19 protein-coding genes, 1 pseudogene and 1 riboswitch are annotated in these 20,597 nt (G+C 65.0%); of the genes and pseudogenes, 3 read left to right on the top strand and 17 right to left on the bottom strand.

The genetic code is table 11. From position 1 onward, the window contains the following. Positions 1 to 65: 65 nt before the first annotated feature. Positions 66 to 446 (bottom strand): GntR family transcriptional regulator, encoded by a 381-nt coding sequence (locus KIH81_RS01050; protein WP_214303687.1) that lies wholly within the window; start codon positions 444 to 446, stop codon positions 66 to 68. A 243-nt stretch (positions 447 to 689) separates the two neighbouring features. Here KIH81_RS01050 and KIH81_RS01055 point away from each other — a divergent pair, with 243 nt between their 5' ends. Beyond that, on the top strand, positions 690 to 1,310 hold the full coding sequence (locus tag KIH81_RS01055; RefSeq protein WP_214303688.1) for a GNAT family N-acetyltransferase: 621 nt from the start codon (positions 690 to 692) through the stop codon (positions 1,308 to 1,310). 130 nt (positions 1,311 to 1,440) lie between these two features. On the opposite strand, the gene KIH81_RS01060 is transcribed toward KIH81_RS01055, so the two are convergent. From KIH81_RS01060 to KIH81_RS01070, 3 genes are all read right to left on the bottom strand, one after another. Then, on the bottom strand, positions 1,441 to 2,106 hold the full coding sequence (locus KIH81_RS01060) for an HAD family hydrolase (RefSeq protein WP_214303689.1): 666 nt from the start codon (positions 2,104 to 2,106) through the stop codon (positions 1,441 to 1,443). 209 nt (positions 2,107 to 2,315) lie between these two features. After that, on the bottom strand, positions 2,316 to 4,169 hold the full coding sequence (locus KIH81_RS01065) for a DNA repair protein RecN (RefSeq protein ID WP_214303690.1): 1,854 nt from the start codon (positions 4,167 to 4,169) through the stop codon (positions 2,316 to 2,318). Next, positions 4,169 to 5,194, bottom strand: coding sequence for an NAD kinase (locus tag KIH81_RS01070; protein WP_236029043.1), 1,026 nt, complete (start codon positions 5,192 to 5,194; stop codon positions 4,169 to 4,171). Before KIH81_RS01070 ends, KIH81_RS01065 begins: the two co-directional genes overlap by 1 nt. Before the next feature lie 295 nt (positions 5,195 to 5,489). Between KIH81_RS01070 and KIH81_RS01075 the strand changes: the two genes are divergently transcribed. Further along, a complete protein-coding gene (locus tag KIH81_RS01075; RefSeq protein ID WP_214303691.1) occupies positions 5,490 to 6,953 on the top strand; it encodes a TrkH family potassium uptake protein in 1,464 nt (487 codons plus the stop codon). Positions 6,954 to 7,019: 66 nt separating this feature from the next. Continuing rightward, positions 7,020 to 7,694, top strand: coding sequence for a potassium channel family protein (locus KIH81_RS01080; protein ID WP_214303692.1), 675 nt, complete (start codon positions 7,020 to 7,022; stop codon positions 7,692 to 7,694). 38 nt (positions 7,695 to 7,732) lie between these two features. Here KIH81_RS01080 and KIH81_RS01085 read toward each other — a convergent pair whose 3' ends face one another. The 13 genes and pseudogenes from KIH81_RS01085 to argH all read right to left on the bottom strand — a co-directional run bounded on the left by KIH81_RS01085 (position 7,733) and on the right by argH (position 20,525). Continuing rightward, complete coding sequence (locus tag KIH81_RS01085; RefSeq protein WP_214303693.1) at positions 7,733 to 8,380, bottom strand: hypothetical protein; 648 nt, start codon at positions 8,378 to 8,380, stop codon at positions 7,733 to 7,735. A 278-nt stretch (positions 8,381 to 8,658) separates the two neighbouring features. Next, positions 8,659 to 9,429 carry a TlyA family RNA methyltransferase gene (locus tag KIH81_RS01090; RefSeq protein WP_214303694.1) on the bottom strand — a complete coding sequence of 257 codons (771 nt, stop codon included), beginning with the start codon at positions 9,427 to 9,429 and terminating at the stop codon, positions 8,659 to 8,661. A 65-nt stretch (positions 9,430 to 9,494) separates the two neighbouring features. Further along, positions 9,495 to 9,701: a hypothetical protein gene (locus KIH81_RS01095; protein ID WP_214303741.1), complete on the bottom strand. Its 207-nt coding sequence runs from the start codon at positions 9,699 to 9,701 to the stop codon at positions 9,495 to 9,497. A gap of 8 nt (positions 9,702 to 9,709) precedes the next feature. After that, entirely contained in the window at positions 9,710 to 10,750 is a 1,041-nt protein-coding gene (locus KIH81_RS01100; RefSeq protein WP_214303695.1) for an HAD-IIA family hydrolase, read from the bottom strand. Next, positions 10,750 to 12,597: a hypothetical protein gene (locus tag KIH81_RS01105; RefSeq protein WP_214303696.1), complete on the bottom strand. Its 1,848-nt coding sequence runs from the start codon at positions 12,595 to 12,597 to the stop codon at positions 10,750 to 10,752. Before KIH81_RS01105 ends, KIH81_RS01100 begins: the two co-directional genes overlap by 1 nt. 152 nt (positions 12,598 to 12,749) lie before the next feature. Continuing rightward, a complete protein-coding gene (gene tyrS, locus KIH81_RS01110; protein ID WP_214303697.1) occupies positions 12,750 to 14,072 on the bottom strand; it encodes a tyrosine--tRNA ligase in 1,323 nt (440 codons plus the stop codon). 562 nt (positions 14,073 to 14,634) lie between these two features. Continuing rightward, positions 14,635 to 15,240, bottom strand: a pseudogene (locus tag KIH81_RS12315) (putative ABC transporter permease); the annotation flags it as partial. Beyond that, entirely contained in the window at positions 15,231 to 15,776 is a 546-nt protein-coding gene (locus KIH81_RS01120; RefSeq protein WP_214303698.1) for an HD domain-containing protein, read from the bottom strand. The pseudogene KIH81_RS12315 and the gene KIH81_RS01120, both read right to left, overlap by 10 nt. 162 nt (positions 15,777 to 15,938) lie before the next feature. Beyond that, positions 15,939 to 16,298, bottom strand: a complete 360-nt coding sequence (locus tag KIH81_RS01125; RefSeq protein ID WP_214303699.1) for a rhodanese-like domain-containing protein — start codon at positions 16,296 to 16,298, stop codon at positions 15,939 to 15,941. 95 nt (positions 16,299 to 16,393) lie between these two features. Next, a complete protein-coding gene (gene thiF / locus KIH81_RS01130; RefSeq protein WP_214303700.1) occupies positions 16,394 to 17,203 on the bottom strand; it encodes a thiazole biosynthesis adenylyltransferase ThiF in 810 nt (269 codons plus the stop codon). A 112-nt stretch (positions 17,204 to 17,315) separates the two neighbouring features. Next, complete coding sequence (locus tag KIH81_RS01135; protein ID WP_033890456.1) at positions 17,316 to 18,089, bottom strand: thiazole synthase; 774 nt, start codon at positions 18,087 to 18,089, stop codon at positions 17,316 to 17,318. Between the two features lie 249 nt (positions 18,090 to 18,338). Further along, positions 18,339 to 18,533, bottom strand: a complete 195-nt coding sequence (gene thiS / locus KIH81_RS01140; RefSeq protein WP_109057222.1) for a sulfur carrier protein ThiS — start codon at positions 18,531 to 18,533, stop codon at positions 18,339 to 18,341. Positions 18,534 to 18,706: 173 nt separating this feature from the next. After that, positions 18,707 to 18,807, bottom strand: a riboswitch (TPP riboswitch). Between the two features lie 245 nt (positions 18,808 to 19,052). Next, positions 19,053 to 20,525, bottom strand: a complete 1,473-nt coding sequence (gene argH, locus KIH81_RS01145) for an argininosuccinate lyase (protein ID WP_214303702.1) — start codon at positions 20,523 to 20,525, stop codon at positions 19,053 to 19,055. Positions 20,526 to 20,597 lie beyond the last annotated feature (72 nt).

Consider the following 20,597-nt stretch of genomic DNA (forward strand, 5'->3'; position numbering starts at 1 on the left):
ATGTCATCCATGTGACTACCCCTCAGTCGTGCTTCGCACGCCAGCTCCTCTGACAAGGGGGAGCCTTAGGAGGGAAGTTTTTCGTATTCCTCGGCGAGCATCCGGGTCAGATCGGTCAGCGGCATGTCCGCGGCCTTGGCGGCGCGGACGGCTTCAGCGAGGCTCGTGCGGGCTTGGGTTTCAAGCTGATTGCGCATCAGCTCGTTGCCCTTGTCCATCACGAAGGTGCCCTTGCCCTGGATGTTCTGCACCACGCCCTCATCGGCCAGTTCGTTGTACGCCCTGGTGACGGTGAGCACGGAGATGCGCAGTTCCTTGGCGAGCTTCCTCAGGGAAGGCAGAGCCTGGCCTGCCTTGAGCTCGCCGTTCAGGACGCTGGCGCGAATCTGGTTCTTGATCTGCTCGTAGATGGGTTCGCCGGACACGGATGAGATGATCAGTTTCATCTATGCCCCTTTCGGTTGGTTTCGTTATAGCGCTCGCAGCTGTTCAGCTGTTATGTATCACAGTATAACTGTTATGGTTCACTGTCAAGGTGTGTTGCATAACAGTAGAACAGCAAGAGCAGCCTGAAAAGCCGACAGCCGGGCGCGATAATGAACAGTCGGCGAACAATGCCGCGCGCATATCGCCCGACCACGAGTCGAAACATTGGACATGCCTACAATGGCCCCGGAAAGGGGCCTGATATGCCAAACAACGTTGTTACCTTGCGCGCAACAGAGCCAAGTGATTATCCCTATCTTGAAGCCTGGTGGAACGACGTGTCCGTCGCGGACGGCTGCCGTGCCACACTGGACGATCTTCCCCGCGAACGGGTGGACGCACTGTTCCACGGCTGGAGCGACATCAACGACGAACATCGCTTCGGACGCACCGTGCTCGATCCGGGCGGCATGCCCATCGGCCACATCGCCGCATGGGATTGCGAGGATCCGGACCGCGACGCCACGATGGGCATCCTCATCGGACCGTACTTCCAGGGCCTCGGCTACGGCAACCAGGCCATGAAGCTCGGCATCAAGATCGCCGCCGAGCAGCTCAAGGCCAAGACCATCACCGTGAAGGTGTGGTCGTTCAACCTGCGCGCGCGGCACATGTACGAGTCGCTGGGATTCAAGGAGGTGGACCGCACGGCCAAGGCCGTCGAACGCGACGGCGCCCCGTTCGACGAAGTGGTGTATCGCGCACCGATCGACGTGTTGCTGGAGCGCATCGCCGCCGAGCAGACGGAACGCACCGAAGGCGAGGAGATGGAGCGGCAGCGTTTCGCCGCGCAACGCCCGGGCGACAAGTTGCCGTTGCGGTGATTTCAATGCCCGCCACTGGCTGAGGGGAGCATTCCGCCTGTCCGAAACTCCCCTCAGTCGCCTCACGGCGACAGCTCCCCTCAGAGAAGGGAGCCAAATTCAAGACGCGGAGCGTTGCTACCAGCTCTTCTCAAAAGGGGAGCCTAGTTAGCGGGGCGTCGCGGAAATCATGAAGCGTGCCGTCGGCGATCGCCGTGATTTCGGGCCAGTCGGCGGCCGAGGAGTCGTCGTACATGGCCCAGACCCGCATGCCGGCGGATTTGGCGGAGCGGATGCCAGCCAGCAGGTCCTCGAACACGGTGCAGTCGGCCGGCGCTGCGCCAAGACGTGAGGCGGCCAGCAGATAGACGTCCGGCCGGTCCTTGCCCACGCCGTGCGCGTCGTCCACGGAGACGATGGCGTCGAACAGGTCGCGCATGCCGAGATGGCCGAGCGCGGCCTCGCGCAGTTCCGGCAACAGGGTGGTGGCCACGCCGAGCCTCACGCCGGCGGTCTTGAGCTCATGCAGGTATTCGATTGCGCCCGGCTTGGCCTTGACCGTGGTGGCGTAGGCTTCGCGGGCCATCTCATCCCATTCAGCCATCAGCGCCTCTGGCGTGTCCTTGAGGCCGAACCGGTCGATGGTGTATTCGGCGATCTGACGGAACTGCATCGAGGCCACGGTGGCCATGTAGTCGTCCGGCACGGCGAGGCCGCGCTTGCCGAGGAAATCGATGTCGATCTGGTTCCAGACGCCCATCGAGTCGAGCAGGGTGCCGTCGAGGTCGAAGATGGCGGCTTTGGTGTGCTGGGTCATTACAGAATCCTTCCCTCTGACTCCCCTCAGTCTCGCTTCGCGAGCCAGCTCGTCCTGTAATTAATGACGGGCCATGCCCGCGTTTTGCTAGCTCGACTGTCGTCTCGCACATTGCCTACAAACAGCTCTGCTGTTTGCTTCACGGCAATGTCCTGACAAGGGGAGCCAAGAATAGGGGAATGTCGATCTTGGTTTAATAGAGCTTTTATTCACGCTTTAGACGAGGCGAGCAGTTCGCGGGCGTGGTCGAGGGACGCCTCGGATTCGCTGCCGGAGAGCATGCGGGCCACCTCGTGCACACGCGCGTCGTCCTCAACCTCGGCCACGGTGGTGACGACGCCTACCGCGTCGTCGTCCGCGTCCGGCGGTTCCTTGGTCACCACGAATTGCGCGTCTGCCCAGGAGGCCACCTGCGCCAGATGCGTGACGACGATGACCTGCGAGGTGCGGGCCAATCGGGCGAGACGACGACCGAGCTCCGCGGCCGCCTTGCCGCCCACACCGGCATCGACCTCATCGAAAATGAACGTCATATCGGACGGCGCCATGTCACCGGACCCGTTACCGTCACCGGCATCACCGGTCCCGGAAGCGGATTCGCGTCCCTTTCCCGCGCCGGCAGCCGCGCCGGCAGCCGCACCGGCGTGTATATCCGCGGCGGACAATTCCAGGGCGAGCATCAGTCGGCTCAGCTCGCCGCCGGACGCGCTCTTGCCCATCGGCAGTTGCGGGGATCCCTCGTACGGCGTGAACAGGAAGGCGATGTCGTCGCCGCCGTTCTGGTCGAGTGCACGCTCCCCCGAAGCATCCGACTTGCCGTCGCCCGTCGTAGCTGAAGCCGTACGCGGCGTGACGCGAATCTCCAGGGACGCGCCGGCCATAGCCAGCGATTCCAGTTCGGCGGTGACGCGCGCGGCCAGGCGCGAGGCCGCCTCCGCACGCGCCGCGCTCAACGTATCGGCGGCGGCCGCGGCAGCCTGATACAACTGTTCGCGTTCCGCTTCCAGCTCGGCCAGTTTCTCCGGCGAGGCATCCAGATCCTCGATTTCGAACGCGGCCTTGTCCCGCCAGGCCACCACGTCGGCCAGCGTCGGTCCCCAACGCCGCATGAGCTCGCCGAGCTCATGGATGCGCGCGTTCAACGTGTCCAGATCGGCATCGCCGAAGTCCTCGTCCAGATGGCCGGAAAGCGCGAACACCACGTCCTGCAGCTCCGCGTTCAGCGATTCCAGACGATCCGCGAGCTCGCCGAAATCGCCTGAGGCACGAATGCCGCGCAACGCCTGGGCCGCCTGCAGCAACAGGTCGGACGCGCTGGCGCTTTCCGAGGACGAATCGTAGTCAAGCTGCGAGGAGTCCAGCGCGGCGAGCGCCCTGGAGACGCCCTCGGCGATTTCGGCCGCATTTTCGATGCGGTCGCGCTTGGCCTTGAGTTCCTCGTCCTCACCGGGGTGCGGGTCCACCTCGTTGATGTGCTCCACGGATTCACGCAGGTAGTCGGCGCGCTGGCGCGCGGAGGATTCCTGCGAGCGCAGCCGCGTCAGACGCTCGTCCATGGCCGAAAGCGCACGCCATGCCTCGCGGTAGGCGTCCAGTTCCCGCTCGTCGCCCGCGGCGCGGTCCAGGAAGTCCCGCTGGCGCGAGGGCGAGGCGATCTTCAATTGTTCGGCCTGGCCGTGGATAGTGATGAGTTCGCCGGCGACCGCGACGAGTACGGATTTCGGTAGGCTTTTGCCCCCAAGCACGGCACGGGAGCGGCCCGCGGCACGCACGGTGCGCGAAAGGAATAGCTCGCCGTCCTCGGGTTCCACGCCGGCCTCGCGCGCGATGCCCGCCGCCGCGGACTCCTCGCTGACCGCGAAGATGCCCTGTGCCCATGCCTCGCTGGCACCGGTGGAGACGCGGCCGGCGTCGGCCGGACCTCCGGAGATGAGGTTCAGCGCGGACAGCAGCATGGATTTGCCGGCGCCGGTCTCGCCGGTGATGGCGGTCATGCCCGCCGCCGGCGTGATGGTGGCCTCGCGAATCGGGCCGAGGTTGCGGATGTCGAGTTCCTCAAGCATCAGGCGGCCGCCTTGCCGGACGTTGCCTCGGCATCGGCCTCACCCGGCCGGACGGCGGTCCGGACGTCATCAACCGGGGCACCGTCGCCGGACGCGCCCGCGGGGAACACATGGCCGTGCCGCGCCGCGCCGGACTTGCCGGCCTCCGCACGGGCGTGCTCACGCCAACCGACCACGGGCAGGTCGAACTTGGAGACCAGACGGTTGGTGAACGGCACGCCGGAGAGGCGGGCGAGTCGCAGTGTATCGCGCGATTCGCGCACGATGATGCGCGTGCCCTTCGGCAGCGCGCGCTGACGGCGGCCGTCGCAGCAGATCCAGCCGTCGGACATGGAATCGTTCAGGATGTCGATGGTGAACGTGGACCCCGAGCCGATGATGAGCGGGCGGGCGAACAGGGCGTGCGCGGCGAGCGGGATGAGCTGCAGCGCCTTGACGTTCGGCCATATGACCGGACCGCCCGCGGAGAAGGCGTAGGCGGTGGAGCCGGTGGGCGTGGAGACGATCACGCCGTCCGCGCCGAAGGAGTTCATCTCCACATCGTCCACGCGGATGGACAGTTCGACCATCTTGCCGCGGTCGGCGCGCTCCAGCGTGATGTCGTTCAGGGCCCAGTCCTCGATGGGTTCGGACGCACCGGGCAGCCACACGTCCACATGGGCGATCATGCGCTCGTCGATGGAGTAGTCGTGTTCGGCGATGCGTCGGATCGCCTCGTCGATCTGGAAGCTTTCGAATTCCGCCAGGAAGCCCACGTGCCCCATGTTCACGCCGAGAATCGGCACCTGGGTGCAATGCACCAGTTCGGCCGCGCGCAGGATGGTGCCGTCGCCGCCGAGCACCACCACGATCTCCGTGTCATCGGGCACGCAGGCCGGCTGCACGCCGAAATCGGGGGCCTCGGTGTTGTCGATGATCGTCACGTCGAATCCGGCCACGCGCAACTGGCTCACCGCCTCGGACACCACGGTGCCGGACTGCCTGAGCCTGGTATGCGTCACCACCACAGCATTGCGCTTGGCCATTGGACCTCCTGTGTTCCGGGGATGCGTTCCATTGACCATCCTAACCGGCGTTGCCGCCATCGGACCGGACCTTCTTCCCGATTCGTCCGAATCCGGCGCATCCGATCGGCGGACCGGACGGGCGGCAAGTTCCACGGAGTCGATTATTCTGGTTTGCCGGCATACAATGGCAGGCGTACGGCGATGCGTACCGACACTTGCCCGCGGAGCGTCGCCCGCACCGAACGGCGTCGCGCACGGCATGCCGGAGAGCAAGAAGAACACCAAACAGAAGAGCTGAGGAAGCGCAGGAACCATGTCCGACGACTTCGACGAATCCTCCCTTAACGAGGAGGCCTCGAAGGGGCTGTCATGGTGGTATTCGTCCGACGACCCCAACCACAACCGCGAGGAGCGGACATCCCGTCGTATCCGCCGCATCGGCCTGACCGACCGGCTGCTCAGCCATCCCGGCCGTCTTTCCATCCTGTATTTCGTGGTGCTCATCGTGCTGGTCACGGCTCTGCTGCTGCCGTTCTCCACGCATGACTGGGTGTTCACCAACTTCCCCGTGGCCTTCTTCACCGCGGTCTCGGCGTTGTCCACGTGTGGCATCCCGGTGGTGAACACGGCCGAGTACTGGTCCACGTTCGGGCAGGTCGTCATCCTGTTCTCCATCCAGTTCGGCGGCCTCGGCGTCATGACCTTCGCCTCGATGGTGGCGCTCGGCGTCTCCCGCCGTCTCAAGGTCTCCCAGCGCATGCTCACCGCCAGCGAGCTCGGCACCACCAAGCTTTCGGAGATCAAAAGCGTGCTCACCGTGGTGTTCGGCACCTTCGTGATCGCCGAGGGACTGACCTTCGCGCTGCTGCTGCCGGAACTGTTCCGCGTGAACCACGGCCAGCTCGGCCGCACCCTGTGGCAGGCGCTGTTCTACGCCGTCTCCGCCTACAACAACACCGGCTTCACGCCCGACGCCACCGGCCTGCACATCAACCGCTGGGGCGTGGGCCTGCCGATCCTCATCAGCGCCTTCGTGGGCACACTCGGCTTCCCCGTGGTGCTCAACCTGGTCCAGTGCGCACGCAAACGCCAGAGCCCGAAGCGCTGGACGCTGCACACCAAGCTCACGCTGGTGACCACCGGTCTGCTGGTGATCGCCTCGCTCGCCTGGTTCCTGCTGGTCGAATGGGGCAACACCGGACTGTTCCCGGCCGACGATCCGGGCATGAAGCTCAGGCGCGCGCTTTCGGCCGCCGTGATGCCGCGTTCGGCCGGATTCGACATCTCCTGGGTGCCCGAGGTGACCAACGAGACCAAGGTGTTCATGAGCGTGCTCATGTTCATCGGCGCCGGATCGTCCTCCACGGCGGGCGGCATCCGCGTGACCACGTTCGCGGTGATCATCCTCATCTGCGGTGCCTCCTTCACCGGCCACCGCGATGTGACCGCATTCCACCGCCGCATCCCCCGCCGCATCCAGATGACGTCCGTCTCCGTGTGCACCGCATGCTTCGCACTGGTGATGGTGGGTGCGGTCGCCCTGATGTTCGTGACCGGCTGCGCGTTCGTGGACGCCGTGTTCGAGGCCTGTTCGGCGTTCTCGCTGGGCGGCTACTCCGTGGGTGTGGCCAGCGCCGGCAACGCCGCGTCCATGTTCATCCTCGCCGGCGAGATGATCGTGGGCCGTCTGGGCCCGCTCACCATCGCCTACGCCATCAGCAGGCCGATGGCGCCCGAGCCCATCCGCTACCCGCAGGAAAACATCATCGTCGGCTGACAGCCGGCCCGGTTCTTTGGTTCGATGCATATGTTCGGCAAGCATTCGTTTGAGGAGGTTATTCGCATGGCAGTCAAGCCTCGTGACACCAAGAGCAGCAACAAGAGCGTGCTGGTCATCGGCCTGGGCCGTTTCGGCGGCTCCGTGGCCTCCACCCTGGACCAGATGGGCCAGGACGTGCTCGCCGTGGACAAGAACCCGGAGATCGTGGCCCGCTGGTCCGCGCACCTGCCCACGATCCAGGCGGATATGACCGACGTGATGGCCATCGAGCAGATCGACGTCTCCCAGTTCGACACGGCCGTGGTGGCCATCGGCGACAGTATCGAGGCGTCCGTGATCATCACCGGCAACCTGCTGGACGCCGGCATCTCGGATCTGTGGGCCAAGTCCGTCTCCCAGGAGCACGCGCGCATCCTGCAGCGCATCGGCGCGCGCCACATCATCAACGCCGAAACGGACGCCGGCAAGCGCGTGGGCCATCTCGTGGCCGGCAACTACCTCGACTACATCGAGATCGACGGCCCGTACACCGTGGTCAAGATCCATACGCCGCTGTATGCCGTGGGCCGCACCATCGAGAACGTGCAGGTCCACGACAAGTACGGCGTGACCGTGGTGGGCATCAAGGCCCCCGGCAAGGAATTCCAGTACGGTTCCAGGGAACTGGTCATGCACCGCAACGACGAGCTCATCATCATGGGCAAGCAGGATCAGATCGACCACTTCATCCAAGGCTGATTCGTTCAGGGGCGAGCGCGCGTTTTACACGGATGCCGTCACGCGGATCTCAGATGCTTCGCACGATGGCATTTGCCGCTGAGCATGACCACGGCCGAACTGGCGTCCAGGCTCAGCGAAGTCTCACAGACCGCGTGCTCCACCATCGTGCCGTCGCGCAGGATGGCCGTATCCGCCTTGAGCAGCTTACATCGCAGGTTGCCGGCGTCCAGATCGACCACGGTCACCTGATCCGCTTCCGACCGGCCCTCGTACTGGGTCATGCCGAACCGGGAGAACATGGCGCTGTGCAGCGGACGGATGACCAGCGCGTTGCCGCTGACGGTTCCGGTGGTCAGCGTGCCTTTGAGCGTGATGTCGCCGCCGCTGACGTGCTGCCGGCTCAGCAGTTTGCCGTTCACGAGGATGTCGCCGCTGCAATGGACGTTGCCGGAACAGCGCAGTTCGCCGGTCATGCCGATGGCGTCACAGAACAGGTTGCCGGAGATTTCGATGATGCCGCGTCCGGTGAGACACCGTATGCGGGCGACTCCCCTGCACCGCACCTTGCCGCCTTCCAATTCCAGGATCTCGCCGTCGAGCGATTCGGCCTCCAGCAGCGCCCTGACCGTGGTACATCGGAAACGAACGCCTCTGGCGAACCTTGTCCGTGCGGTGACGTCTATCGCATCGTGGTTTCCCGGCATCACGTATATCATTCCCGTTGACTCGCCGTTCATGGTGTGCTCTTCTCTCTTGTTTCGTATGCACAACTCATCATGCATACGTTCTCAACGCTACTGTTGGAGAGCTCTGTGCATGTAAACGCATGAAAGGCAAGAAGCCGATGAAATCGTATGCATTATTGCATACGCTACGGTGCTGTTTGCAGGAAGATGGGCTGCGGTTGCACGTCACTGTGCAACGATATGTCACCATGCCGCATAAGGCATTTTCAACGGGTGCCGTGCGGGGAACGCACACCCTATGCGCGCGCGTACAGCAGGTATTCCGCGTTGCCGTGGGTGCCGGTGATGGGGCTGTCGGCGGTGGCGACCACCGTGAGTCCGCAGCGTTCGGCGCAGGCGACCACGGTGTCCAACGCCTGTTCGCGCAACGTCTCGTCCTCCACGATGCCGTTCTTGCCGAGTCCTTCGCGCCCCACTTCGAACTGCGGTTTGACCAGCAGCACGATCTGCGCTCCCGGTGCCACGATGCGTGCGATCACCGGAATCACGTAGGTCAGGGAGATGAAGGAGACGTCCGACACGATCATCTGAGGTCGGAACGGCAGATCGCCGGCCTCGACCTCGCGGATGTTCACGCCGCTCATCTCGATGACGCGGCCGTCACCGGCGATGCGTGGGTCAAGCTGTCCGTGGCCCACGTCGAGGGCGATGACCTTGGACGCTCCCCCACGTAGCAGCACGTCGGTGAAGCCGCCGGTGGAGGCGCCGATGTCGAGGCATTCCAGGCCTTCGGGGCCGGTCAGGCCGTTATCGGCGAAGGCGGAGAAGGCGCCCAGCAGCTTGTAGGCGCCGCGGGAGACGTAGTCGTCGCCCTTGTCCACGGCGAGCTCGCTATGGCCGGCCTTGACCATGAAGGAGGGTTTGGTGACGGTCTCGCCGTCCACGCGCACATGCCCGGCCTTGATGAGCCGCTGCGCCTTGGCCCGTGATTCCACCAGCCCGGACGCCACCAGCATCATGTCGAGACGGTCCAGCGGCGTGGACGGATCAAGATTCTGCTCGGTCATATGGCTTTCTCTCGGTGGTATGCAATATCTTGGCTCCCCTCTCTGAGGGGAGCCAAAACAAGGAATCAGCGCGATTCGTCAAGGCGCTGCTGAAGGGATTTGAGGACGGCCTGATAGGTTTCGATTTGGTCGTCAATGGGCTTGGATTCGATGCCGGCGAGTTCGGGGTACCGCTGTTCGATCGGAATCCGAGTCGCCGGGGTGCCGGCTTCGGAAGCACCCGCAGGCGTCTCCGAAGCCGTATCCCCATACGATTGCATGGCCTCGGCCATAATCGCTTTCAGTCCTTCAGCTCGAAGGCCGGCACCGTGGTCTCGTCCAGCTTGGCACCCTTGTCGACAGCCTCCCAGGCGGCGCAGATGGCCGCACGAAGGCCGTCGATGCTCTCGGCGTCGCTGACGTGCACACTGCCGTTCTCGAACCATGCGCAGGCGTCGCGGCACTTCCAGGTGCCGTCCTCGGCGCGCACCGGCTCAGGCTGCACGCATCCCAGTTCGCGCAGGTCACGTGCCACGTACGTGGGGCGCAGATGCGCGGGGGCGAGCATGAGCTCGGTCGGATTGGTCACGCCGGTCAGCACGGCCAGCGAGTCGTATCCGCCGCGGTTGCCCGCTTCGATGTCCGTGTCCAGACGGTCGCCGATGGCGATGGACGCCTCCTTGGGCACCAGGTCATGGCCTTCGGCGGCGTTGAGCTCTCGGGCCTCGTCATACATGTACGATTCGGGCTTGCCCGCGGAGGCCACCGGTTCCACACCGGTGGCGGCGATCACGGCGCGAATCATCGAACCGCAGCCGGGGGCGATGCCTAGCTCGCGCGGGATGGTGAGATCGCGGTTGGTCACGAAGTATTCGGCACCGGCCTCCACGGCGAAGGCCACGTTGGCCATCATCTGCCAGGTCATCTCCGGGTACCAGCCTTGGATGACGGCCTGGGGATGGTCCTCGGGGCCCTCCACGATGGTCAGGCCGTTGCGCAAGACCTCCTCGCGGAGGTGTTCGGCGCCCAGCACCTGCACCTTGGCCCCGGCCGGCACGGCCTTGGCCACCATGCGGGCGGCCACCACGGAGGAGGTGATCACCTGCCACGGTTCCACGTCGAGACCGAAGCCCTTGAGCTGGTCGGCCACCACGTGCTGGAAGCGCGAGGAGTTGTTCGTGGTGTATTCGATGGTCATGCCGGCCCGTTCCGCCGCGCGGATGGAGTCGGCGGCGTGTTCCACCGGGTTCTTGCCGCGGTAGACCACGCCGTCAAGGTCCAGCAGTGCCAGCTGGTAGGCCTCGGCCAGGGTGCGATCGGTTCCTTTGAGGAAACGGGTCATTACTCCGCGGTCTCCTCGGACTGCTCCGTCTTGTCGGCTTCGGATTCCTCTTCGGAGGATTCGTCAGACTGTTCCTCGGCCGGCTCGGGCTCAGCCTCGGCGGGCTTCTCAACGGTCTCGTCGGCAACCGGTTCGTCCTCGACGGTTTCGGTCTCCTCGGCCGGTTCCTCGTCGGATTCGACGTCATCGGAATCGTCCTCAGCACCGGAATCCTCGGACTCGCCGGCTTCGCCCTCGCCATCCTCATCGGAGCTCTCCGGCTCCAGCTCAGGCGCATACTCGGCCTCGGACGGGTCGATGCCCAGCTTCTCCAGCACTTCGGAATCATCGGTGAGGCCGGCCAGATCGTGGTCGATCACCACGTCGTCGCTATCCTCGTCGATGTCCTCCTCGGCGAACTGGTCCTCAAGACGGTCCAGCAGGCCGTCGAGCGCGGCGGCTTCCTCGTCACGGCCGGCCTGCTCCAGGAAGTACTGCTCGGCCTGCACCGCACGCATGCGGTACTCGCCCGGCAGGCCCTGGGAGCGGCCCACGGTGTGCGCCACATTGATGGCCTTGTCCCACAGCTGCAGATCGCCCAGCGCACCGGCGTACACCAGGAACATCTCGACCTTGGCGGCGCCGACCAGGCTCTTGCCCTCGTCGGAAAGCGCCAGCTCCACGGCCTTGTCCGGGTTGCCCACGCCACGCTCGCAGTCGGCGATGAACGGCAGGTAGTCCGGGAAGCCGTTCATGCGGTAGGCGGTGCGGAATTCGCGCAGGGCCAGCTTGTACTCGCCCTGGCGGTAGGCCACGAAGGCCAGCGTCTCACGGGCGAAGTCGATGCGGGAGGCCTGGCGGGCCACCCACTTGGCGTGCTCCAACGCGGCGGCCGGGTCGCTCTCCTCCAGCGCGTAGGCGGCCAGGATGTGCAGACCGATGTTCTCGGCGTGCTCCTTGGACAGGCCGCGCAGACGCTCGCGCTCGTCGCTGGAGAGCATGCGCCATTCCATGCCCTTGGGCATCTTCGGCTCATCCGGGCGACGGTCGGTGTACGGGTTCTGCGAGGGGAAGCTCATGGTGCCGTCGGAGTTGCGGCGCGGCTTCCTCATGTATTCGGAACGCTTCTGCTCGCGGTATTCGCGCTTCTCCTGCGGGGTGAACTCGCGGCGTTCGCCATCGTTGCGGTTGTCGCGGCGATCGTTGCGGCGATCGTCATCGCGGCGCTGGTAGCGCGGGTTCTCGCCATGCTCGCGGCGCGGCTTGAAGCCCTCGCCGTCCTCATGACGACGCGGCTTGAAACCGTCGCCATCGCCCTCATGGCGACGCGGACGGAAGCCGTCGCCATCACGACGGTCGTTGCCGCGGTAGCCGCCCTTACGGAAACCGCCGGACTTGCCGTAGGACTTGTTGCCGTAGGACTTATGGAAGCCGCCGGAACGGCCGGACTCGCCCTCGCCGTCACGGCGCTGGTAGCCTTCGCCGTCCTCGCGGCGACGCGGCTTGAAGCCATCGCCATCGTCACGACGCGGACGGAAGCCGTCGCCATCGCGACGCGGGCCGTTGCCGCGGTAGCCGCCCTTGTGGAAACCGCCGGACTTGCCGTAGGACTTGCGGAAACCGCCGGAACGACCCTCGCCATCGCCTTCGCGGCGCGGCTTGTAGCCCTCGCCGTCACCGTCGTGGCGACGCGGCTTGAAACCGTCGCCGTCCTCGTGGCGACGCGGACGGAAGCCCTCGCCGTCACGGCGGAAGCCGCCCTTGCCGCGCGGCTTGAAGCCCTTGCCGCCGCGGTTGCCGGGGCGACGGTCGCCATAGGACTTGCGGCCGCCGTAGGACTTGCCGGAATGCTCGTTACCTTCTGCCATCTACGATTCCTTTACTGCTTACTGCTGAAATGATTAACGATTGATCCCGCCAGACCAGACCGACATGAATCCGGTCCGGCTACCCCTCAGTCGGCTTCCCCGACGGCTCCCCTGTCAGGGGAGCCGAGAACGAAAGTCATGCCGATTTTGGTTTAACGGTTTTCCACGGCGCCGAGCGCCTTCTTGCCGCGGCGGATGAGGGCGAAGCGGCCGGCGAGGAAGTCGCCCTCGGCCAGCGTCTGCTCGTCATCCTCCACACGGTTGTTGTTGAGATACACGCCGCCGGACTTGATGGCGCGGCGTGCCTCGGAGCCGGACTTGAACAGGCCGGCGGCCTGGGCGGCGTCGATCACGCGATCGCCCGGCTTGGCGGTGGGGAACACATGCTCGCCGTTCTCGTCGGCCACCTTGAAGCCGTCCAGCACGGATTCGAGCGTGTCCTCGTCGATGTCCTCAAGATTGCCGCCACGGCCGAACAGCGCGGAGGAGGCGTCGATGGCGGCCTGGGTGGCGGCCTCGCCATGCACGAAGCTGGTGACCTCCCATGCCAGCGTCTTCTGCGCCTCGCGGGCACCAGGATTGGTCTTGGACTCCTCCACGAGACGTTCGATCTCCGCCTTGGGCAGGAAGGTGAAGGCCTTGAGCAGGCTCTCCATCTCCACGTCCGGGCGGTTGATCCAGAACTGGTAGAACTTGTACGGCGAGAGCATGGTGGCGTCGAGCCAGACGGCGTTGCCCTCGGACTTGCCGAACTTCTTGCCCTGTGCGTCCGTGATGATCGGGCTGGTGAACACGTTGACGTCCACGCCGCGCACCTTGTGGATGAGGTCGAGGCCGGAGGTCAGGTTGCCCCACTGGTCGGAGCCGCCGAGCTCCAGCGTGCAGTGGTACTCGTCGAACAGGTGCAGGAAGTCGTTGCCCTGCAGCACCTGGTAGCTGAACTCGGTGAAGGAGATGCCCTCCTCGGAGTTGAGGCGGCGGGCCACGGTGTCCTTGGCGAGCATGGTGCCCAGGCGGAAGTTCTTGCCGACATCGCGCAGGAAGTCGATGACGGACATGGAGGCGGTCCAATCGTAGTTGGACACGAAGCGCACCGGATTGGCGCCTTCGGTCTCCAGAATGCCGCCGATCTGGTTCTTGAGACGCTCGGCCCAGCCGGCCACCACGTCCTTCGGGTTCAGGGTGCGTTCGCCGGACTGGCGCGGATCGCCGATCAGACCGGTGGCGCCGCCCACGAGGGCGATCGGGTGATGGCCCGCCAGCTGCAGGTGGCGCATGTTGATGAGCTGCACCAGGTTACCGATGTGCAGGGAGGCGGCGGTGGGATCGAAACCGCAATAATAGGTGATCGGCTCGCCGTTCAATGCGTGTGCGAGTCGATCGCGGTCCGTGGACTGCGAGATCAACCCGCGCCATTCCAGTTCATCGAGCAGGGTATCGAATCCTGCCTCTTTGAAGTCGATGACGTGAGCCATAACTGGTCGCTCTCCCTATCGAATTGTGTGATTTGGACGTGCTTTACTCGGTTTTCAAGCGTCTCCAAGTCTCGCAGAACACACCGACAGTGGACGGGCCGCGGGTTGCCGGGCGGGGCAGGGCGCTGATTGCCCCTCGCCGTGGGCCCGCCGCAGAGCCGCTCGCCCGACCGCGGACTCGGCCGGGCATGACGCACGGTTTTGGGCTTGATTGCCGTCACCTGCCGCCGCGGTGCAGCTTCTCCATCGTCTCGCGCAGCTCCTGCAGCGTCTCGTTGTTGCGGTTGGTCTTCAGACGCGGGAACGAGGCGATCATACGGCGCTGCTGGCGGTTGAACATGGAGTCGGCCACGTCACGCACGCGCAGCATGAATTCGGCGGACATCTCCTTGCCGTTCTGCCACGACTCGCCGACCTTCTCCCCCACCTTGCCGGGCATGCCGCCGAACCGTTCGGAGGCGCCGTCCATCACGCCGGAGGCCATGCTCGCCGCACTGGAGGCCATCGCGGACGCCGCGGACGCCACGCTGGAGGCCGCGCCGGTGGCACCGGAGACCATGTCGGCCGCGCCGGAGACGGCATCGCCCACCTTCTCGCGCATGGCGTCTCCGTATTGGGCCGCCTTGGCCATGGCCACCTTGAACTGCTCGAGGCTCTGCTCGAAGTTCACGATGCCGCACACGGTGATCACGGTGTCAATGGCGGTGAGCACCGCCAGCACGGCGAACAGTACATGGACCATCTGCAGTGGAATCAAGGCCGTCACTCGTTCCACCTGCGGTTGCACCACGTCCACGATCACCACGCCACCGACGCCGAAGACCACGGCGCCGAGCAGGCACACGCGGCCCTGGATATTGAAACGGAAGTGGGAGTAGTCCCACCAGCGGGCGTGGAACAGCTGCTCCATGGCCCAGGAGGTGACGTATTCGAGGATCGAAGCGCCGAACATCGAGACAAGGAAAATGACCAGCGGATCGCGCATATCGCCGAACACCACCACGCCGGTCACCGCTCCGGTGCCGTAGATCGGGCACAGCGGGCCGTTGAGGAAGCCGCGGTTCACCCAGCGACGCTCCTGACAGGAGACGAGAATCGACTCATAGACCCAGCCGGCGAAGCTGTAGAAGATGAACCACAGGAACAGGTACTCGACGATCAGCGGCATCGGCGAGCTCCGGCTCCGATTTCGGGCAGCGGCGCACGAGCGGGCAGGGCCTTCTTGTGGAAGCGGCCGCGGGAGAACGTCTCGCGGGTGGCGGAGATCTTGTCCGCGAGGGTGACCAGGTAGCCTTCGATGTAGGCCGGCGGCACCGGGGTCATCGGGAACATGTGCTTTTCGATGCTGTCGCGTTCGATGTCGTTGAGGGTGAAGTCCCTCAGGGCGTTGCGCAGGGCGGCATGGCCGTGCGTGAAGCCGTGCCAGCGGTGCTCGCCGTTGTCCCAATCGTGCCAGTCGTACAGGAAGTAGTCGTGCAGGAGGGCGGCGCGGATGAGCGAACGCAGGTCCACGCGATGCCACAGGTGGGCGCGGTCGGCCAGCCAGACGGCCAGGCACGCCACGCGCACGGAATGGGCGAAGGTGGTCACGTTGCCGTGCTGGTAGCAGCAGCGTTCGATCTGCATGTGGTCATGTTCGATGACGTCGCGGCCGTGCTTGGCCACGAGTCGTTGGATCTGCATACGGGTGAGCAGACGTCCCACGGTTCCGGACTCCTCACAATCGACTGTCTGTTTCTACGGTGCCGATTGTAGGACGCACGCCGAACGCCCGGCCTCATCCGCGGGGATGATTGGGCTTTATATTGGCTCCCCTCGGTCCGCTTCGCGGACAGCTCCCCTCAGCGAGGGGAGCCAAGAATGCTGTTATCGAGCAGCCTGCCCGTCGAGGTACTGCTGATAGGCGCGGAATCCGCCGATCAGGCTGGCCACCTCGTAGCCGCGGTCGGCGAGGATCTCCGCCACCTCCTCGCTCCACCAGCCTTCGGCGCAGTAGACCACGACCTTCCGATCCTTCGGCACGGTCCTCAGTACGTGGGCCAGCGGGTCGAGCGGCGCGTTGATGGCGCCTTCTACCGGATGCGCGGCCACGTCAGCCGGCTCGCGCAGGTCGAGCAGCGTGACCGTGTCGGGATCCAGCGCGGCGAACTCCTCCGGCGTGATACGGCCGAACGACGGCTCGTCGGTCTCCTCCACATCCTTACCGATGCGCACGGCAATCATCATATTCAATCCCCTTCATGATCTCCTGGTCGTCCGTTGGCTGGGCTCACCCAACGCAACGGACGATGGCATGGTTCGCCGACTGCGGCGGGCCCGAATCAGATCGCGCAGGCCGGCTGCACGTAGTTGGCCGGGTCGAGGGCGGTGATGGTCGGGTTATCGCCGCATACCGGGCAATCCGGCACATGTTTCGGCAGCGGCACGCGGCGGATGTTCATGGTCAGCGCGTCCATGGTGAGCATGCGGCCCACCAGCGGCTCCCCCACACCCACGATGAGCTTGGCCGCCTCGGTGGCCTGCAGGCTGCCGATCACGCCCACCACCGCGCCGAGCACGCCGGCCTCCTTGCAGGTCGGGATCTCGCCGGCGGCCGGCATGTCGCGGAAGATGCAACGATAGCAGGGGCCTGCACCGGGCACCACGTCCATAACCTGGCCCGCGAAGCCCACTACGCCGGCGTGAATGAACGGTTTGCCGGCCAGCACGCAGGCGTCGTTGATGAGGAATTTCGCCGCGAAGTTGTCCGTGGCGTCCAGCACCAGATCATATGGGGCGATGAGTTCGGCGATGTTGCCGACGCTCACCAGTTCGTGATGGGTCTCCACGGTGACGTCCGGGTTGAGTTCGCGGATGGCTGCCGCGGCCGACTCCACCTTGGGGTCCCCCACGCGGGCCGTGGTGTGGATGATCTGGCGCTGCAGGTTGCTCAGGTCCACCACGTCGCCGTCCACCAGGCCGATACGGCCCACACCGGCCGCCGCAAGGTACAGCGCCGCCGGCGAGCCGAGGCCGCCTGCGCCGATGATGAGCACGCTGGAGGCCAGCAGCCGCTTCTGCCCTTTGACGCCGACACCTTTCAGGATGAGGTGGCGCGCGTACCGTTCAAGCTGTTCGTCCGTGAATGCCATGTTGCTTCTCCTTAACCCTCTTGGAGGGGAGCTACCACCGCAGGTGGCTGAGAGGAGTCCCGGCCGAACAGGCCTCATCACTTCCCTCAGCCAACTGCGGCCGGCGGTTTCATCAGTGCAGGTATCCGGTGGTCGGGCTGGACGGCACCGCCTGGCCCTCGGTCACCTTGCCGAGGCCGGACAGGTAGGCCGCGCGACCGGCGTTGATGGCGTTCTTGAATGCCTCGGCCATGAGCGGGATGTTGCCGGCGGAGGCCACGGCGGTGTATGCCATGACGGCGTCCGCGCCCATCTCCATGGCGTCGCATGCCTGGCTCGGGCGGCCGATGCCGGCGTCGATGATCACCGGCACGTGCGCGTTGGCGATGATGATCTCGATGAAATCGCGCATCCTCAGGCCCATGTTGGAGCCGATGAGCGAGCCGAGCGGCATGACGGCTGCGGCGCCGGCCTCCTCGAGCTGGCGGGCCGCGATCGGATCCGGGAACATGTAGGGCATGACCACGAAGCCTTCCTTGGCCAGCATCTCGGTGGCACGGATGGTTTCGGCGTTGTCCGGCAGGAGGTACTTGGTCTCGTGCTCGATCTCCACTTTGACAAAGTCGGTGTGGCACACCTCACGGGCCAGTCGGGCGATGCGCACGGCCTCCTCGGCGTTGCGCGCGCCGGACGTGTTCGGCAGCAGCGTGATGCCTTCGGGAATGTAGTCGAGCACGCTGTTCTCGGTGGTCTGGGCGCGGCGCAGCGCCATCGTGACGATCTGCGTGCCGGCGTGTTCGACCGTGGCCTTGATGAGGTTCAGGTCGTAGCGGCCGGAGCCCAGGATGAAGCGCGACTGGAATTCGTGGCCGCCGAGGTTGAGCGGCTTGTCCTCCACCGGCAGCATGGGGGCGGCGGTGCCCACGGGGTTGACGACGGCGGGCTGCGGCGGCAACGGCGTCGCCTCGACGGATGCTTCGGTAACCGGATTGACGTTCATGGTTGTTTTCCTTTCATATCCCGCCCCCTCGCTGAGGGGAGCTGTCACGAAGTGACTGAGGGGAGCAATACAACCGAATGGCTGCTTTCGGACTCCCCTCAGTCCGCTTCGCGGCCAGCTCCCCACACAGAAGGGAGCCATATGTCATACGGTCGCTCAGCCGCCCTGGACGAACTGCACGATCTCCATCACGCACTGGTCGTCCAGCATGGCCTCGGCGCGCTTCTCGCGCGGGATGATCTCGCCGTTGAGTTCAATGGCCACGCGCTCGGCACGGAATCCGTGCGCTTCGAGGTAGTCGGCGACGCTGACCGGCGCCTCAAGCGTGACCTGTTCTCCGTTGACCTGCATGGTGAAATCCCTCCGATACTAAAAAAGGGCGCACGAAACGAACCGTACCTTAAGTGGTGCGCCCATTCATGAACCCAGTCATGCGACCGTGCATGACCCGATGGCGCATTGGCTACACCACGCAAGCCGCACACGGCTGAATTATGCGTACGAACTGCGGTGGAGAACCCGACAAATCTTCGAACAACGATTCCTTACGGCGGCATGACCCGCGTCAAGTTCCCCGGTCGAAGCTTCGCTTCCTCTCAGCCTTGCGGCTCCCGTTCGTTACGGTACCCCAGTGTAGGTGCGATATATGACAACGCTCGACGATGCCGAACCGACGAGTCGCCATTTCGGGATGACGTTCCATTACCTTGTCACCCCACCTATCGCGTCACTTTTTCGAAATAAGCCCATACTTCGTGAAAAGCGATCACTGAGCGCCTGTCAGTGATCGCTTTTCACGAAATCAAGCCTCATTTCGAAAATGACGATCACTGACGTACATTCAGTGATCGTCATTTTCGAAGCATGGCATCAGAACGTGCCGGGGGCCTTGTAGGCGGAGCCGTCCGAGGTGGAGGCCGGGAAGAGCTTCAACTCCTCGACCTGGGCCTTGGCGTCGGCGATCTGCTCACGCACGCGGCCGTAGGCGGTGCCGCCCTTGCCGTTGCGGGAGTCGACCGAGCCATGGCTGGAGAGTACCTCGCGCACGCCTGGGGCCACGTCGGCCGGCAGGAACGCGGCGAAGGTGTCGATGAAGTCCTGATCGGTCAGGTCCCACAGCTCCTGGCCGCGGCCCTCGGCGATCTTGACGCATGCGCCGGAAAGCTCATGGGCGTGGCGGAACGGCACGCCGTTCTTGACCAGCCATTCGGCGATGTCGGTGGCGAGCGCGAAGCCGGTCGGCGCCTCGGCTTCAAGGCGGTCGGCGTCGAAGTGCATCGTGCGGACCATGCCGGTGAAAGCGGGCAGCAGCACCTCGAGCGTGTCGACCTGGTCGAACACGGCTTCCTTGTCCTCCTGCAGGTCACGCGCGTAGGCGGTGGGCAGGCCCTTGAGGGTGGCAAGCAGGCCGGTCAGGTCGCCGATAAGACGGCCGGACTTGCCGCGAGCCAGCTCGGCGATGTCCGGGTTCTTCTTCTGCGGCATGATCGAGGAGCCGGTGGAGTAGGCGTCATCCAGCTTGACGAACGCGAACTCCTGCGTGTTCCAGATGATGATCTCCTCCGACAGGCGGGAGATGTCCACGCCGGTCATGGCGGCCACGAACGCGAACTCGGCCACGAGGTCGCGGGCGGCGGTGCCGTCGATGGAGTTGTCGGTCACGCGGGAGAAGCCGAGCTCGCGGGCCACGGCCTCCGGGTCGAGACCCAGGGTGTTGCCGGCCAGAGCGCCTGAGCCGTACGGGGAGGCGTTGATGCGCTTGTCCCAGTCGATGAGGCGCTGCACGTCGCGGATGAGCGGCCAGGCATGGGCCATGAGCTGGTGGGCCAGCAGCACCGGCTGGGCGTGCTGCATGTGGGTGCGACCCGGCATCACGGTACGGCCGGCCTTCTCAGACTGTTCGATCAGTGCGTTGACGAGGTCGAGCAGCAGGCCCGCGATCACACGGGAGTGGCGGCGCAGCCACATGCGGATCAGGCAGGCGATCTGGTCGTTGCGGGATCGGCCGGCACGCAGCTTGCCGCCGAGCTCGTCGCCGGCGATGTCGATGAGGCCGCGTTCGAGCGCGGTGGCCTCGTCCTCGTCGTCTTCAATCGGGGCGAAGGAGCCGTCGTCCACGTGACGCTGCAGGGTGTCGAGCGCGTCCTCCATACGCTGCAGCTCGTCGGCGGTGAGCAGGCCGGCGCGGCCGAGCGCACGGGCGTGGGCGCGGGAGCCGGCGATGTCGTCGTCGGCCAGACGCCAGTCGAACTGGGTGGACTTGGACAGGCGGGCCAGTTCCGGGGACGGACCAGAGGTGAAACGGCCACCCCACAGTGCCAGATGTTCATTGTTTTCAGGCATGAATCACTCCTTTGAATTTTGGTCGGCAGTACGAGGAATACGTGCTTTGAAGCGGTTTTTGGCTGTTTGCCA

It is taken from the genome of Bifidobacterium miconisargentati, from assembly GCF_019331675.1.
In the GTDB taxonomy this organism is placed as follows: domain Bacteria; phylum Actinomycetota; class Actinomycetes; order Actinomycetales; family Bifidobacteriaceae; genus Bifidobacterium; species Bifidobacterium miconisargentati.